Here is a 14228-nt window from a genome sequence, read left to right on the forward strand (position 1 = left end):
CTGCCGTCCGTATGTCTGCCCTTCCCGCAGGTCAGTCGTGCGTGCTTGGATCGTCGCCTTGCCGTACTCGTGTTCCTCTCCATCTATCGCGTCATGACCTTGAAAAGGAGCGCACGTGATCGGCTGGCTGGCATCGACGGGTATCGACTTTAACATTTTTCCTCATTTCGCAGCATTGCTGATCTCCTATCTGCTCGCGTTGCCGATCGGCTGGGATCGCGAGAACAACGAGCGGAGCGCCGGACTTCGGACATTTCCGTTGGTGGCAATTGCCGCCTGTGGCTTCATACAGGCGGCGGAAACCGTGACACAGGGGAATGCGGAGGCGACCGCCCGGGTTGTCGAAGGCCTGATAAACGGTGTCGGTTTTATCGGAGGCGGCGCAATTCTCGTCGGCAAAATGAGCACGCGCGGCACGGCAACCGCGGCAAGCATCTGGGCGACTGGCGCCATCGGGGCTGCAGTCGGGCTTGGCGCTTATGATACCGCAATTGTTCTCTCGATTGCGACATTCGCAACTTTGCGGATCATGACCAGCTTCAAACCAAGCGATGAAAAAAGCCGTTCACGAGATGTCAGCGACAGACCCTGATGCAACCGAAAGCCTGGACGACCCTCCGGCGAGAATATCAGGCCGCAGACGTCAATGTCTCGTCATCAAGGAATATATCCTCAAGGACCGAAAGCACCTTTGCAACGCCCGGGTCTTCACAGGAATAAAACGAGGTCTGCCTGTCACGACGCACCTTCACGACGTTCAGGTCGCGCATCTTCTTGAGATGCTGCGACAGCGCCGACTGGCTCAGATCGACTGCTTTTGCCAAGCTGTTGACGTCCCACTCTCGCTGCATCAGGAGCTGGAGAACAATGAGCCGGCGATCATGCGCCAGCAAGCCGACGAGATCCGCCGCGGCATCGAAATCGAGATTGTTCATTGGTCAGCCTTGATCGCAAGAAGGAAGATATCTGGTGGTGATCATAATGCTCTAATTATTATACTATATTACTAATGTTTTCAATTCTTAAGTTGAGGATATTGACGCCGTGCGCACCAGACTGCACGCGGCTGCAGCGCGCTGGGCAGACATTGGTTCGAGAGCGCCGATGCGCTCGAAAATACCCGGATTGGGTCGACAAAGATCGGTCGGCATCCATCCATCCGCCATTCCGATCGGGAGCAGCCAGGATTCCGGGCAGCGCTAGTCGTCATTGGCCGCATCAGGCGCGATGGAGGAAAGGCGAGAAATCAGACCTCGACAGTCAATAACCTCTTCGATTGCGCTGTTGATGCGTTCGATGAGCCCCAACGTAGCCGGCTGTTCGGGATCGACAAAATCACCGACGAACAGAATGACATTGTCGACGGTCAGAGGGACACCCGCGACAGTGCACTTCAATATGGCCTGGTTTGCTATCGCGGTCGCGCCGATTCGTTCGAAGAGACGCGTGCCTTCATCTGCTGACATTCCTGGGAACACTGCAATTTCCTGTATGGGTGGGAGCAGTCACCTATACAGCACGTCATTCATATGAAGAACATCTTATATTAGCGGAGTGCTATGCAACTGTGTCATAGCGGGACACATTTTCTCGGGTCACATCAGCGGATATGGCCACCCACATTCGTCTAGGTACAGCCGTGATTGAAAAGATCATGCGATCAGGAGCCGGCGTGCATGAGTGACACTACCCTGTCGTGAGCCCCGAGCAGCAAGTCGAGTTCTCCTCGGTTGCCACCGAAGCTCGTAATCAGCCTCTGAGCTTCTCCAAGCTCGAGGGCATAGCGCTCACATAGATCCGCAGGCGAGTAGTCGATCTGGTTATCATCAGCCATTGTCTTCGATCTCCTTTGCGAGAAAACGGTTCGCGATACTGGAGGTTCATTCAAGTCTTGTGACCAATAGAAATCGGGCTTGAACTGCCGGCCAATTCCATAGGGCGCGTGTCGGCGAAGCTATTTGCCTCGTCGCAGAGGAATTCCGCGTTGCGCAGGGCGTTTGCGTTTCCGTCAGAGGTCAGGGCTGGCCGCAGCAACATGATCAACGGAGCCAAAATGTCGGGTCAGGATAAAATTCGCGAGGATGCATGTGCCGATTAGAGGACGAAGGACGCCCGGAAGGCCGGCATGCACGGCATTGGCGCGAAGCCAAGGCTGCGCAGCGCTCCTCCGAATATTCCCAGACATGGTCGGCAGATCACAGCGGTTGAATTTGAGCGACGGACAGTGCCGCGTCTTTGATCAAGGACGAGGGTATCCGTCCAGAGGACCTGAATTCTGAAAATGACGATGGCGCATCTTGATGTCGTGACCGGGTGTCGAGGACGGTAGTACCGCTCTTTGCGTCTCCCACCAGGGAGATCTTTCCTATCGGTCGTTGATGGATGGAAGATGGGTTTCCACCTCGATCCTTTTCTTTTCCGGCAGAGTGGAGACGTGCTCGTCCCAGAACCTTTTCGCCTCGCGGGGCTCGTCGTCCCACTGTCGCGTGCTGACGATGTTATCATCGATCTTGGACAGGCGTTTGCCGCCAAGTGCGAGATATTCCTGGGCGAGCTTGAAGGCGTCTGTTTCGATATTCATCACGATTACTCCTCTTGCCGGGCTCATCGCACGGCTCCGTGTCTCCGGAGAGCTCGAGGACGAGCTTTTCTGCACTCCGCCTCAGCGTCGTTAACTCCCGGGCTTGGCAAATGTTTCTAAGGGTGATCGCTGAATTTGAGGTGATTGCCTACGCACAGGCACTCCTGAGCTTTGATTTTAAGTCACAGCGGCAATTTGGGCGAGGTGAGCTGACCGCGGTCCTCAGTCACGCATGGCAGCGCAGTGCCATACAGGCTGCGGCTCCGCGCCTATGCTGTTTTAGGATTATCGGACCGGTTTGGGCATCTTGTGCAATCTGTCTCGACAGGTTTGTTCATGCTGATTGCGTCGGGAGCGAGCGAAGACATAAGCCGTGGTCATTCCAGCGGGCATGCACATGCTTCCACTTGGCCGAGAGGCCAGGCAGCACACATCTCCAAGGCCGACAATTTACTGCAAATTTTTGAGACTGCCGAGCCCGCACTGACGCATGCCATATTTTTGCCGTGACCTATGGAACCGAGAGCCATCAACTTTGTTTCTCGTACCTTCACAGAGGCGTGTTTTTGCCAAGAAAATCAGGAGGTCACATCATGGGTCGTGGGCTATTACTCTGGATGCTCGGTATTCCGCTACCGATCGTTATCCTTCTCGTTCTGTTCCTGCGATAGGAGGATACCATGTCGCTCTATAACACAGGCGTCTCCGACGTCGGAGTTGAGTCTTCCGCGCCGGCCTTGGCATGGGGACCGGTCATCGGAGGCGCGATAGCGGCTTCCGGTGTGACCATCATCCTGCTCTTGCTGGGCTCCGGCCTTGGTCTGACCATGGTGTCGCCCTGGGGTGGTGAAGGCGCCTCGTTCACGGCCGTCAGCGTTACGGCGGCAATCTGGTTCGTCGTGGTCCAATGGCTGTCATCGGCCCTTGGCGGTTACCTGAGCGGTCGGCTTCGCACCAAATGGGCAGGCGTCCATTCGGATGAGGACTTCTTCCGCGATACCGCTCATGGCTTTCTGAGCTGGGCTCTTGCCACGGTGGTCATTGCAGGCCTTGCTGGCTCGGCCTTCACCTCACTCCTCGGCGGCGGCGTTCAGGCGCTGGCGTCGACGGCCTCGACAGCTGCTGTTGCTGGGGCTGCTGCGACGAATGCAGATGGTGGGACGGCTACCGGACCGACAGCGTACTTCACGGATGCGCTGCTACGTCCCCAGGACCTTCGTGCAAAAGCGCAGGCAAGTGACGCAGCTGCCACCGCGGAAGTCTCGAGAATTCTCGTCAATGCGGCTGCCAAGGGAAGCCTTTCCGACGAAGATCGAACCTACCTCAATGCCTTGGTGGCATCTCGGGCCGGTCTGACGCCGGAACAGGCCAAGGCACGCGTCGATGAAGTTCTCAAGGCAGTCGATGATGCAAAGCTTGCTGCCCAGCAGAAGGCCGATGCGGCCAGGAAATCCGCAGCGACCACCGCTATCCTAGGCTCCCTTTCCCTTCTTGTCGGTGCGTTCATTGCATCGGTCGCGGGTGCTCTCGGTGGTCGTCAGCGCGACGAGGAAGCCTTGAGAGGCTGACAGTAACCCTGGTCAATCAGAAGCGCGGGGGCCGAACTTTGGCCCCCGCGCTTTCTTTTGTGTCAGCAGGCGCGTGATAAAGTCGCCTCCTTCAATCCCTCAAAGAGATCAGCGCGGCCAAAAGGGAATAGGCCGGAATGGCTTTTCACGGTGAGGCAAACAAAAAATAGGTTCCGCAGACCAGACGTCGCAACGTTTGGTCTGTGGCTAAGCAGTGTTAGGAAGCAGCGACGCCCGACCCCTCAAGGATTGGTGGCTGGCGCGATTTCGGTTTGTGACGGCTGCAATCTCGGTGGCGTCCCGGAAAGCGGTTCCTGGCCTTTCAGCCGCTCATCTGCAGAGACTGATGGTGTCATGGCCAGTGTCGCCTTTGTGCCGGCCGTGTCGACATTATCACCCCTAGCCAATACCCGGCCCGTCTTCGCATCATTCGCGGCCTGGTTTCCAACAGAGATCTGATCTGTTCCAACCGGCTCTGGTGTCACCTTGCCATCGGCAGGAGCGACACGCCAAACCATGTTCCCGGCATCGTCTGCGACAAGCAGTGCTCCGGTCCCATCCATGCCAACGCCAACCGGCCTGCCGCGGGCCTGATCTCCTTGAAGGAAGCCCGTCACAACGTCCTGTGCCTTGCCTGAAGGCTTTCCGTTTTCGAACGGCACATAGACGACTTTATAACCGTTGAAACTCTTACGGTTCCAGCTTCCATGCTCTCCAATGAAGGCGCCGTTCGCGTAAGGTGTGGGCATGGCCGAGTTTTTCGAGAATATCAGGCCGAGCGCGGCAACATGGCTGGACAGTGCATAATCGGGCGGGATCGCCCGCGCGACCATGTCGGGGCGTGGCGGATGAACACGGACATCGACATGGTCACCGTAATAGCTCCACGGCCATCCGTAAAATGCGCCCTCCTTTATCGACGTCATATAGTCGGGCACGAGATTGGGACCGAGCTCGTCACGTTCGTTGACCACAGCCCAAAGGTCGCCTGTTTCGGGGTTAAAAGCCAGACCGTTCGGGTTGCGCAGGCCGGAGGCGAATACCCGGGCCGCTCCCGTCATCCGGTCGACCTGCCATATCGCGGCCCGCCCCTTCTCGGCCTCGAGACCGTTTTCCGTGATGTTCGAATTCGAGCCGACCGACACGTAGAGCAGCTTTCCATCCGGGCTGAGGGCCAGGTCCTTTGTCCAGTGATGGTCGATCGGGCCGCCGGGCAAAGGCGTCAGCACCTTTGGCTGCCCAGTGATCTCGTTTTGCCCGAGCTGATAAGGATAGGCGAGGATCGCAGATGTCGAAGCGACATAAAGCGTATTGTCTATCCAGGCGACACCGAAAGGAGAGTCAAGCTTGTCGAGCAGATCATGCTGCTCATCAACCTTGCCGTCCCGGTTCTTGTCGCGCAGGATTGTGATCTTGTTGCTCTCCTTCGGTTTACTGTTCCCATCGCCATGAGCAATCGACATGATCCATCCACGGATAAGATCCTTCGGACGCGATGTGGGCTCGGGTGCAGGCCCACGTGACTGCACGACGAGAACGTCGCCATTCGGCAGGGTATGAACCGTTCGCGGGTTCGCAAGATCTTTCGCATAAGCGGAAACGGCGAGCCCGTCTGGAACCTGCGGGAGCTCGCCATCTTTCCAGCCAATCACCTTTGCAACCTTGAGATCGGGCAGGAGTGGCGGCGCCGGATCCGGCAGCACCGGATTGGGCCCGACTTGCTGCGACGGATCGAAGTCGCCGGTCTGCGCCTGCGCTTGTAGGCCCGAGCCGATTGATGCCGACAGAACGGCGATACCGAAAATGGGGAATGTTTTCATCAGACCCTCCAGGCGAGGCGAGCGTATCTGCGGGCAGAAATCGCTACGGTGAAAACGGAAAGGATGAAGGTTATTGCAGAAAGTGCGAGACCGTAAGGCACCACAGCCGTCCATCCATCACCCGCATGAACGAGGCTATTGGCCAATGCGGTTACCAAAATGACCAAAAACAGCAGTGCCGACGGGAATGCCGGACGCAGCGGTCGTGTCCGGGGCCGAACAAGATCCAGGAGTGCGGCAATCAATCCGATTGCCCCGAATACAAGCCCAGCGAACAGGAGCCAGGCGGAAAAGTTCTGCCACATAATATTGGCGCTTTGCCAGAAGGCGATGTCCGTCAGGAAAGCGAGCGTGAAGCACACGAAGGGAAAGGGGATGAACAACGATTGAAGGGGATAGGCCGCCGCGTCGTTCTGGGAAGAAGAGAAAACGGTCATGGGTACGCTCCGGGATCAAGAGCCTATGATCGCGTTCAACCCCAGGGGCAGGATTTGGTTCCCTTCCTCGCTTTTACAGAGGTGTCAGAAAATCCGACAATCGCAATGATTGGCGAAATGATTGGGTTGGTCCGTAGGCGCAAGCATTTGTCGTCAGCGATCCCGATACCCATATTGCTATGACCATGAGAAAGGGAGTTTTTCCATGAAGACCGAGCGCGCAGTTCTGGCAGGCGGTTGTTTCTGGGGCATGCAGGATCTGATCCGGCGCATGCCGGGTGTTGTCGGCACGAAGGTTGGCTATACTGGCGGTGATGTGGCGAATGCCACCTATCGCAACCATGGAAGTCACGCAGAAGCGATCGAGATCATCTTTGATCCAGCGAAAATTGCTTACCGCGATCTCCTGGAATTTTTCTTCCAGATTCACGATCCGAGCACTGTAAACCGTCAGGGCAACGATCTCGGCCCGAGCTATCGTTCGGCAATCTACTATACCAGCGAGGACCAGAAACGGTTAGCGGAGGACACCATTGCAGATGTGGATGCCTCGGGTCTCTGGCCGGGCAAGGTTGTAACCGAGGTGACGGCTGCCGGCGATTTCTGGGACGCCGAGCCCGAACATCAGGATTATCTGGAACGTTATCCCGACGGTTATACCTGCCATTTCCCCCGACCGAACTGGCGCCTGCCCAAGCGTCAGGCGGTGGCGTAATAACCCGCGCGAGTGACGCGGTCCGTGATCGGCCATCAGTGCGGTGTGCCGATCGCACCGATGGACATTGTCGGATTCGGCGCCCCGATAAAATTGCATCGTTCAATCGGCGGACTGTTGACCCCTGAACGAGACCACCGCTTGGCATGCCCAGCGCTTGCCGGTGATCAGCGTTGCTGAAGGCCAGGGCGTATACGGCGACCGAGACGGGATGACCGCCGTGCTCGTCGCCAGCAAAGGCGAGCATGTTTTTGCACGGGCCGGCGGTTTCCGATTTTTTCGGTGGTCAGCTGACCACCGATGTAAACCATTGTTCTTATTGGACATTAGAGAAAAGCGCTTTCAACCCTCGGCGTGATCCAACCGGCCGCGTCGGGCCTGTTCGGCCATCGACCGAGTGACTTCCCGGTCTTGTGGAAATGGTATCGGCAACGCGTAGTCCTGTATCGTGGCAACCGACAACAAGGGGTTGCTCGCTTCGTTACGTCCCACGCAACCCGACCATGAAAGTCTTCGCCCGAAGCAGGGTCGGTTTCTGCCTCGAGTGAAGGCGGCATGTCCTGTCAGTACCCGTCGTCCGCAACGATCAAGATATCCCTCAAATCGTGGCAGGTTTCAGATGTTTCATATCAAGCGCGTGGGAAACGTCGCGAGGGAGAAGAGTGGGGGAACTCTTGTGGGGGGACGGGGGCAACCCTCGCGACACATGAGTAACCCGCGCATCCCTGAAAAGTTCCAGACGAAGCGGCCGAAACAGCATGAGCATGTCCCGGCCGCCTTCCCCTGGAACTTAATGCGTAAATCTCTTCACCATAGCCTGTTCGCTCTCATCACCGGAAAACTCGGTCACAAGAATGGTGGCGAACATCTCGGCTTGCTTGCTGTCGCGTTTGACATTCCGCTGGAAACACACCAAGCGCCAGGCCGTCGCAAGCCGATTGAGCTGCTCGGTGGTGTAGATAGGGCGCTCACTCATTCCTTCCCTCCTGGGCGTTCCCTTCTGGGCGATCTCTCCTCGGCGGTCTCTCCTGGGTTCCCATCGATCGTAAGGGCCAGGGGCAAGCGCAGCAACGGCGGGAAGGCGTTCGTACGAAACCGTACAAAACATTGGTCGCAATCCTAGCGGAATTAATATCGCTTGTCGCCTCGCCCCGGGCAGGACCGGTTTCGCCGAGCCGGGCCGGAACAGACAAGCATCTCAAAGTGTTGGTACCCGGTGTTATCAAACGAGGAACCAGACCATGAGCATTTTCAGCAAAATCAAAGACGCAATCTTCGGCGGTGAGGCGCATGCCGCGCCGGCCTCTCCCTCAGCGACTGAACCATCACCCGCTCCGGCCTCCATGCCGGAACCGGCTGCCACAACAGCTCCGCCGGTTGGAGGCACCGACCGGGCCGCGTCATCGGCAGCCGGCACACCGACAACGACTTCGCCGGTTGATGTGGCGTCAAGCCTGGACGCCGCGGTCAAGCGTAGTGGGCAGAAACTGGACTGGAAACACTCGATTGTCGACCTGATGAAGGCCTTGGGCATGGATGCGAGCCTGGCGGAGCGGAAGGAACTCGCCGAGGAACTCGGCTATACCGGCGACAAGGATGGTTCCGCTGCCATGAACACATGGCTGCACAGGGCGCTGTTGAAAAAGCTCTCCGAAAATGGCGGCAAAGTCCCGGCTGAACTTCTGGATTGATGCTGTCGACGTCATTGCGAAAAGGGCGGCGCAACGGCCGCCTTTTTTGTGTCCGACACAAAAAATTCTGGAAGATCAAGCCGTTACCGAGGCTCACGAACATGCCGTGGTCATACGTCTATCAGAAGGTCTCCACGACGAAATTTATCGCTGCTGCAGTTTCGCTGGTTCATCTCACAGGCGTCGCTATTTCTCAACAGCCCATATCGACTGCGCCGCAGGGTTCCGTAACCGGCGCAGACGCGACGATCGTCGGGCCGGGTATTTCCATGGGCAAAGCGGCGACGACGCCTCTCAAAGATGTGGAGATCAAGGATACCGACCTCGTCGCTTCGAGACTCGTCTAGGTCAATATCGACAATACGCAGAACGACGATATCGCTCAGATTTCCGATATCGCCGTCGGTAACGGAAAGTCTGTCTTCGGCGACACTGTAAGCGTTGGCCGCTCTCTCGGCGTTGGCACAAGCTATGGCGTCATTGCCCGGCTTTACTCCAATTGGCCGATGATAATGGCAACTCGAAAGCCTATGTCGATACCACCAAGGATGACCTCTCGAGGGCTCCGAGGTTCGACCACGATCAGCTGAAGAAGGAAAATCGCTCCCCTGCGCGTCCACAGATGCGCTGGCGCTAGTGGATGGGTTCCCGGATGGGCAGCATGAGACGTCGCGCCGACTTTTGGGCGATTAGGCAGCCCGGTCGAGTTTGGGCCGGTTTGCAACGCTCGTGAAGTGGGGGCGCGCAAGGAAGATCTGCAATCTGGATGGGCTGATTCGTGCAAAGATTGGGCGCGTCTTTCGGCCGGTAAAATCAAATCCGCGACCACAGGGTTCGAGACCGAGTGATAGAATCCGACATCCACTGTCTCCAGCAAGTGATCAGTCGACCATGGACGGAACCTCGATATCGATCATGACCGGAGCATGATCACTCGTATGGCCCCAACTGCGCGGCTTTCGCCGCACGGTGGCAGATCGCAACCAGGGAGAGACAGTAGGAGAAACCAGCAAATGGTCGATGCGAAGACCAGCATCGCGCTCGAACGAACTCCTCCAGTATTTCCAGAATGTGTAGATGCGCTCGTCGGGATGCAGATGACGCACGGCGTCCGTCCATCCTTGCGCAACAAGCTCGGCATAGGCTGTCCGGACCTCCGGCCGGAACAAAGCGTCGCCCTGCCATCGTTCGGGTTTGTAGACGTCCGTCTCGGTCGGGATCACGTTATAGTCCCCTGCGAGGACGACCGGGATGTCCAGCGCGAGCAGTTCAGCTGAATAGTTCTGAAGGCGATGAAACCAGGAAAGTTTGCTGTCGAATTTCGGGCCGGGTGCGGGATTGCCGTTTGGGAGATAAAGGCAGCCGACAAGTATTCCGTCGGCAACCGCTTCGATATATCGGGAATCGCTGTCGTCCGGGTTTCCCGGCAAGCCTGTCCGTGTCAGGATTGGCTCCATCCCGCGGGTCAGGAGCGCGACGCCGTTCCAGGATTTCTGCCCCTGCCAGACGCAGCCATAACCCGCGCGTTCGATCTCCTTTTTCGGAAAAGCCTCTGTCTTCAGTTCCTGCAGGCAAACGACATCCGGTCTGTCGTCCTTCAGCCACCGCAGAAGAATGTCGAGCCGGCCTCGAACGCCGTTGACGTTATACGTGGCAATTTTCATCCAGGCAGCCGTATCAAAGATCGATCAGGGCGATGCCAAGATCGTCGCGCTTGCGGCGGCGGAAACCGACCGCGCTTTCACGAATGATAACTTCCAGCGTCGGATGAACAGTGCCTTTCATGAAGTGCCCACCCCTGGTCGAACCATCCTCAAGCCCAAGGACGACATGCATATGAAGGCTGGCCTTCCCATCATCTCCCGTCGCCACGTCGCCGATCGCGCTCAGCACCTCGGTCTGCCGGTCGACCGGTATCTCCTTGTATTTTTTCGTCGCGAAATCGAAGAAACCCAGCGTCGCTGTACTGAAGGCGCCGATCGCTGTCAGCGACGCACCGCTGATCTGCTTTTCTTCCGCAAACCGCGAAATCGCATCGAAAGCGTCTTCGCCTTCGTCGAGAACCAAGATCCAGTTTCGCTCGCTCCAGGGGTTGGTGTCGCCAAGATCCTTGCTCTTCATATTTGTCTCCGCGCGTTTTCCGGCTTTGCCGCACGGCTCAACAACTCCGGGCAGATCATCAGGTTCCGGACGGCCAGAGTGCGGAACGATGCCAGTTCTTTCTCGTTCACTCGGCGCAAACCCGAGGAGTTTAAAAATGGCAGACAGCGAAGACGATATCACCAAGGTGTGGGAACTGGTCGACAAGATCGGATTTTGCATGTTGACCACACAGTCAGGCGACGACCTGCGGGCAAGACCGATGTCGGCTTATGCAGAACGCATAGAAAATGCGGTCTATTTTCTGACCGATGTCGCAAGCCACAAGGACGAGGAGATTGCCAGGCGACCGGAAGTCTGCCTGGCATTCGCAGATTCCAGGGGCCAGAAATATGTCTCGCTTTCGGGCACGGCGGAGATCCTCAATGATCGCGAGAAGATCAAAGAGTTATGGGCAACGCCAGCCAAGGCGTGGTGGGACAGTGCCGACGACCCCTCCATCCGTGTCTTGAAGATCACGCCTTCGTTTGCAGAATACTGGGACAGTCCCGGTACGGTGATCAGCTATATCAAGATGGCGGCAGCCGCAGTGAGCAGCTCGCGCCCGGATATGGGCGACAGTGCCAAGGTGCAGATGTAAACGGTCACGCTCCTTATCGACGTTCGGGAATACGTGATGGCGGCGGCCTTGCTTCGCCGCCATTTGCTGGGTGAGAGGCTGACCTTCTCGGCAAGGACCGCGACGATAAGGACAGGAGTCTGCAATCGGGTGCATAACGCAGGCTGTCCAAAAGAAGCAATCAAAGCCCTGCGCAAACACGCTTTTCCCGAAATAAAACTGGGTTCGTTTGACGCATGCGTGATACCTGGAGGAACTTCGACGACGATCACCGGTTAATCCTCCTGACATGGAGGACCAAAATGACCGACAACAATCCAATCGGGGTTAGCCCGCAACGTGACCGCCCGAGCGAGAAACGCAAAAGAGCTCAGATGGGCAAGGGATTTGTGATTGCCCTTGCCTGTTTTGCGATCATCATGTTTGCGATTTATTTCGCAATTGCGGGTTTCGGGATCGCGAAGGCCTGACGCGAAAAGACCTTTACTCAAAGCCAGATAAGCGGATCTGCCGACAGCCCGACATTGGTGGACATCTGATCATGGTATATGCGGCATCTATCATGTTTCGCAGCGTCGCTGACGTCTGCGGCGCAGATCACTCCGGTTTGTCACGACAGATGCGCTTGGGTGAACTGTTCGGTTGCGAGGAGCCACGCATCACAACAGAACCCCCGCCGTGATTTTTATCGAACTTTTTCTCTTCAGCTTTGTTTGCTTTTCTGTAGGGAGAAAAAGGAAACATCCAAAATGAAGAAATTACTCGCGGTCGGCCTGCTGACGATCGGCATGGCAACAAGCGCTCTCGCCCAGACCGGTGGTTCCGCCGGCGGAAATAGCTCCGGCGATTCCGGGTCGTCGAGCGGAAGTTCCTCTGCCGGTAACGGAACGTCGAATACTGGCGGCGCTTCTTCCGGCAATTCGGGCAATGCCAATGGCGGCTCCTCCAATGCAACCGGCTCCAGCAACAAGTCCGATCCGGCTTGCTCGACGGGCAATGGATCGGCGGCCTCACCAACCGCCGGCACGACGACGAATGGCGCCGATGCCAGCGCCGGCAAATCGGGCAGCGCCAGCGGCTGCTGACCTTTCTGCTTGACCGGAATGCCCTCCGCTCGACAGTGGAGGGCATTTCGATTTCCACCGGCGTTCGAGGTGTCGTCTGTTGTCGCAATGACGGAGCCAACATCCGGAAGGTTCATGGGATGACCGAACGCGGTCATTTCGCCTCGAGAGATGACAGATCGCAGCGAGTGTGGGATCGAGTGACCTAAGACGGTAGCCAACGTCATCCGGCACCGCGATGCCCTATTTGACCTTTGTCATTTTTAGCTGTCACGCCCCCGGAACTCAAAAGCGTTCCGAGAGTTTAAGCCCCGCAAGATCGATGGGGTATTGATGACAGACGAAACGTTGCAACATGCGGACAGCAGCCGCCTCTTTCCTCACAATCCAATTTATTTCAATGAAGGCCATTTAAGCGCCCTGAAAGGCCGGCGGAAAGCGTCCGAAAACCCCTATAAATTCGGTGACAATGCGTTCGCGCACGAGGCCTGGAATGCCGGCTTCAGGTCGGTGGCCCGATGAAATACGAAAAAGCCGCCGATCAGCACGGGCTTCGGGAAGTCGTCCGCGTCACAGATTTCGCACTGAAGAACAAGCTGAAGAGCGACGAACAGCTGCGATTGATCACGCTGCTCGGGTCATTTGCGACACGGCAGGAGTTGCTGATGAATGCCCGGCTGGGCTCCAAAATCAGGTAAAAGATCAATTCTTGGATTGATGCAGGCATACCGTGATCGTTTGCGTTGGTTTTCATATCGCAACGGGGCGGCCTGGCTGACGACCTACCATCGCTATCACTGTTGCCTGAGCCCTCGCATCTCTCGATCACGAGTGTTGCAGGCTGGAACCTCGAGCTGTTTCAAGTGTTTATGGCTTATTACAAAAGGAGAATTTTATGATCCGGCTTACAAAAGCGCTTTGCGCGCTTTCGATCTCTGCTGTTGTGGCGTTGACATCCTTCACTGGCGCATCGGCAATGCCGATTTCCAGCATATCGACACCCCACGTGTCCAATGTCGAACAGGTGCAGTTTCGCAACGACCGTCGTGAGCGACGTCACTGGAATGGCAACCATCGTAACTGGAGACGTCACGACGGACGTCATGGACGTTATTATAACGGCCGCCATCATCACGGCTCGCGCGCAGGCGCCGTCCTCGGCGGGCTGGCTGCCGGCGCGATCATCGGCGGGGCTCTTGCCAGCCAGCCGCGTGCATCCGGTGGCTCGCATGTCAGCTGGTGTTCGTCGCATTATCGGACCTATCGCGCTTCCGACAACACATACGTGCCGCGCGCCGGCGTGCGGGCGCAGTGCAACTCGCCCTATAATTAAGGTGTGATACACCTTAGGTCGCAGGGGCGTGTTTCTGGCATCAGATGAGTAAGACGGGGTCGGCGGTGAAAATCGCCCGACCCCGTTTGGTTGCCTGGAGAGATCGCTGCCCGAGCTTTGTCCACGATAGAAAAAGCATGAGGACGTTGGCACATGCGAAAAGCGATCCATCGCTGAATGAAACAGATGCCAGGCATGCGCGTCCATGAGAGCCCGTGCTGACCAATCCTTGTTCCTGGTTCGTCGTGGTCGCTTCTTGGGTGACGTAGGTGGTCTGCGGCCTTGGCCAGGAACCGAGAT

At 57.1% G+C, this 14228-nt stretch carries 19 protein-coding genes; 10 read left to right on the top strand and 9 right to left on the bottom strand.

What is annotated here, in order from left to right; all coding sequences use genetic code 11:
* Positions 1-115 precede the first annotated feature (115 nt).
* Entirely contained in the window at positions 116-592 is a 477-nt protein-coding gene (locus tag FHW37_RS31375) for an MgtC/SapB family protein (protein ID WP_145643490.1), read from the top strand.
* 37 nt (positions 593-629) lie between these two features.
* Here the strand turns inward: FHW37_RS31375 and FHW37_RS31380 are convergent, their stop codons facing one another.
* The 3 genes from FHW37_RS31380 to FHW37_RS31395 all read right to left on the bottom strand — a co-directional run bounded on the left by FHW37_RS31380 (position 630) and on the right by FHW37_RS31395 (position 2581).
* Positions 630-935, bottom strand: a complete 306-nt coding sequence (locus FHW37_RS31380) for an ArsR/SmtB family transcription factor (RefSeq protein WP_145643491.1) — start codon at positions 933-935, stop codon at positions 630-632.
* Between the two features lie 264 nt (positions 936-1199).
* The gene (locus FHW37_RS31385) at positions 1200-1478 is read right to left on the bottom strand and encodes a hypothetical protein (RefSeq protein ID WP_145643492.1); all 279 of its coding nucleotides are present in this window, start codon (positions 1476-1478) and stop codon (positions 1200-1202) included.
* Positions 1479-2365: 887 nt separating this feature from the next.
* Positions 2366-2581, bottom strand: coding sequence for a hypothetical protein (locus tag FHW37_RS31395; protein WP_246691026.1), 216 nt, complete (start codon positions 2579-2581; stop codon positions 2366-2368).
* A 680-nt stretch (positions 2582-3261) separates the two neighbouring features.
* On the opposite strand from FHW37_RS31395, the gene FHW37_RS31400 reads away from it, so the two are divergent.
* Positions 3262-4149 (top strand): hypothetical protein, encoded by an 888-nt coding sequence (locus tag FHW37_RS31400; RefSeq protein WP_145643494.1) that lies wholly within the window; start codon positions 3262-3264, stop codon positions 4147-4149.
* Between the two features lie 242 nt (positions 4150-4391).
* Here FHW37_RS31400 and FHW37_RS31405 read toward each other — a convergent pair whose 3' ends face one another.
* Both FHW37_RS31405 and FHW37_RS31410 read right to left on the bottom strand, forming a co-directional pair.
* Positions 4392-5969, bottom strand: coding sequence for a PQQ-dependent sugar dehydrogenase (locus FHW37_RS31405; RefSeq protein WP_145643495.1), 1578 nt, complete (start codon positions 5967-5969; stop codon positions 4392-4394).
* On the bottom strand, positions 5969-6406 hold the full coding sequence (locus FHW37_RS31410; RefSeq protein ID WP_145643496.1) for a DUF2231 domain-containing protein: 438 nt from the start codon (positions 6404-6406) through the stop codon (positions 5969-5971). The genes FHW37_RS31405 and FHW37_RS31410 overlap by 1 nt, the downstream gene beginning before the upstream one ends.
* A gap of 205 nt (positions 6407-6611) precedes the next feature.
* Here FHW37_RS31410 and msrA point away from each other — a divergent pair, with 205 nt between their 5' ends.
* Positions 6612-7121 (top strand): peptide-methionine (S)-S-oxide reductase MsrA, encoded by a 510-nt coding sequence (gene msrA, locus FHW37_RS31415; protein WP_145643497.1) that lies wholly within the window; start codon positions 6612-6614, stop codon positions 7119-7121.
* Between the two features lie 790 nt (positions 7122-7911).
* Here msrA and FHW37_RS31420 read toward each other — a convergent pair.
* Positions 7912-8097, bottom strand: a complete 186-nt coding sequence (locus FHW37_RS31420; protein ID WP_145643498.1) for a hypothetical protein — start codon at positions 8095-8097, stop codon at positions 7912-7914.
* Between the two features lie 265 nt (positions 8098-8362).
* Between FHW37_RS31420 and FHW37_RS31425 the strand changes: the two genes are divergently transcribed.
* Together FHW37_RS31425 and FHW37_RS31430 are read left to right on the top strand one after the other, a co-directional pair.
* Positions 8363-8812, top strand: a complete 450-nt coding sequence (locus FHW37_RS31425) for a DUF3597 domain-containing protein (RefSeq protein WP_145643499.1) — start codon at positions 8363-8365, stop codon at positions 8810-8812.
* Complete coding sequence (locus FHW37_RS31430) at positions 8812-9159, top strand: hypothetical protein (RefSeq protein WP_145643500.1); 348 nt, start codon at positions 8812-8814, stop codon at positions 9157-9159. Before FHW37_RS31425 ends, FHW37_RS31430 begins: the two co-directional genes overlap by 1 nt.
* 534 nt (positions 9160-9693) lie before the next feature.
* Here FHW37_RS31430 and xth read toward each other — a convergent pair.
* Positions 9694-10476 (bottom strand): exodeoxyribonuclease III, encoded by a 783-nt coding sequence (gene xth, locus FHW37_RS31435; RefSeq protein ID WP_145643501.1) that lies wholly within the window; start codon positions 10474-10476, stop codon positions 9694-9696.
* 13 nt (positions 10477-10489) lie between these two features.
* Positions 10490-10933, bottom strand: coding sequence for a PPC domain-containing DNA-binding protein (locus FHW37_RS31440; protein ID WP_145643502.1), 444 nt, complete (start codon positions 10931-10933; stop codon positions 10490-10492).
* A 136-nt stretch (positions 10934-11069) separates the two neighbouring features.
* Between FHW37_RS31440 and FHW37_RS31445 the strand changes: the two genes are divergently transcribed.
* Both FHW37_RS31445 and FHW37_RS33835 read left to right on the top strand, forming a co-directional pair.
* Positions 11070-11552: a pyridoxamine 5'-phosphate oxidase family protein gene (locus tag FHW37_RS31445; RefSeq protein WP_145643503.1), complete on the top strand. Its 483-nt coding sequence runs from the start codon at positions 11070-11072 to the stop codon at positions 11550-11552.
* 281 nt (positions 11553-11833) lie between these two features.
* A complete protein-coding gene (locus FHW37_RS33835) occupies positions 11834-12001 on the top strand; it encodes a hypothetical protein (protein ID WP_186458498.1) in 168 nt (55 codons plus the stop codon).
* 233 nt (positions 12002-12234) lie between these two features.
* Here the strand turns inward: FHW37_RS33835 and FHW37_RS31450 are convergent, their stop codons facing one another.
* Complete coding sequence (locus tag FHW37_RS31450) at positions 12235-12753, bottom strand: hypothetical protein (protein WP_145643504.1); 519 nt, start codon at positions 12751-12753, stop codon at positions 12235-12237.
* A gap of 175 nt (positions 12754-12928) precedes the next feature.
* Here FHW37_RS31450 and FHW37_RS31455 point away from each other — a divergent pair, with 175 nt between their 5' ends.
* From FHW37_RS31455 to FHW37_RS31465, 3 genes are all read left to right on the top strand, one after another.
* On the top strand, positions 12929-13117 hold the full coding sequence (locus FHW37_RS31455; protein WP_145643505.1) for a hypothetical protein: 189 nt from the start codon (positions 12929-12931) through the stop codon (positions 13115-13117).
* The gene (locus FHW37_RS31460; RefSeq protein ID WP_145643506.1) at positions 13114-13293 is read left to right on the top strand and encodes a hypothetical protein; all 180 of its coding nucleotides are present in this window, start codon (positions 13114-13116) and stop codon (positions 13291-13293) included. The genes FHW37_RS31455 and FHW37_RS31460 overlap by 4 nt, the downstream gene beginning before the upstream one ends.
* Before the next feature lie 197 nt (positions 13294-13490).
* The gene (locus FHW37_RS31465; RefSeq protein WP_145643507.1) at positions 13491-13928 is read left to right on the top strand and encodes a BA14K family protein; all 438 of its coding nucleotides are present in this window, start codon (positions 13491-13493) and stop codon (positions 13926-13928) included.
* Positions 13929-14228: the final 300 nt, after the last annotated feature.

Source organism: Neorhizobium alkalisoli, assembly GCF_007829835.1.
Lineage (GTDB): Bacteria > Pseudomonadota > Alphaproteobacteria > Rhizobiales > Rhizobiaceae > Neorhizobium.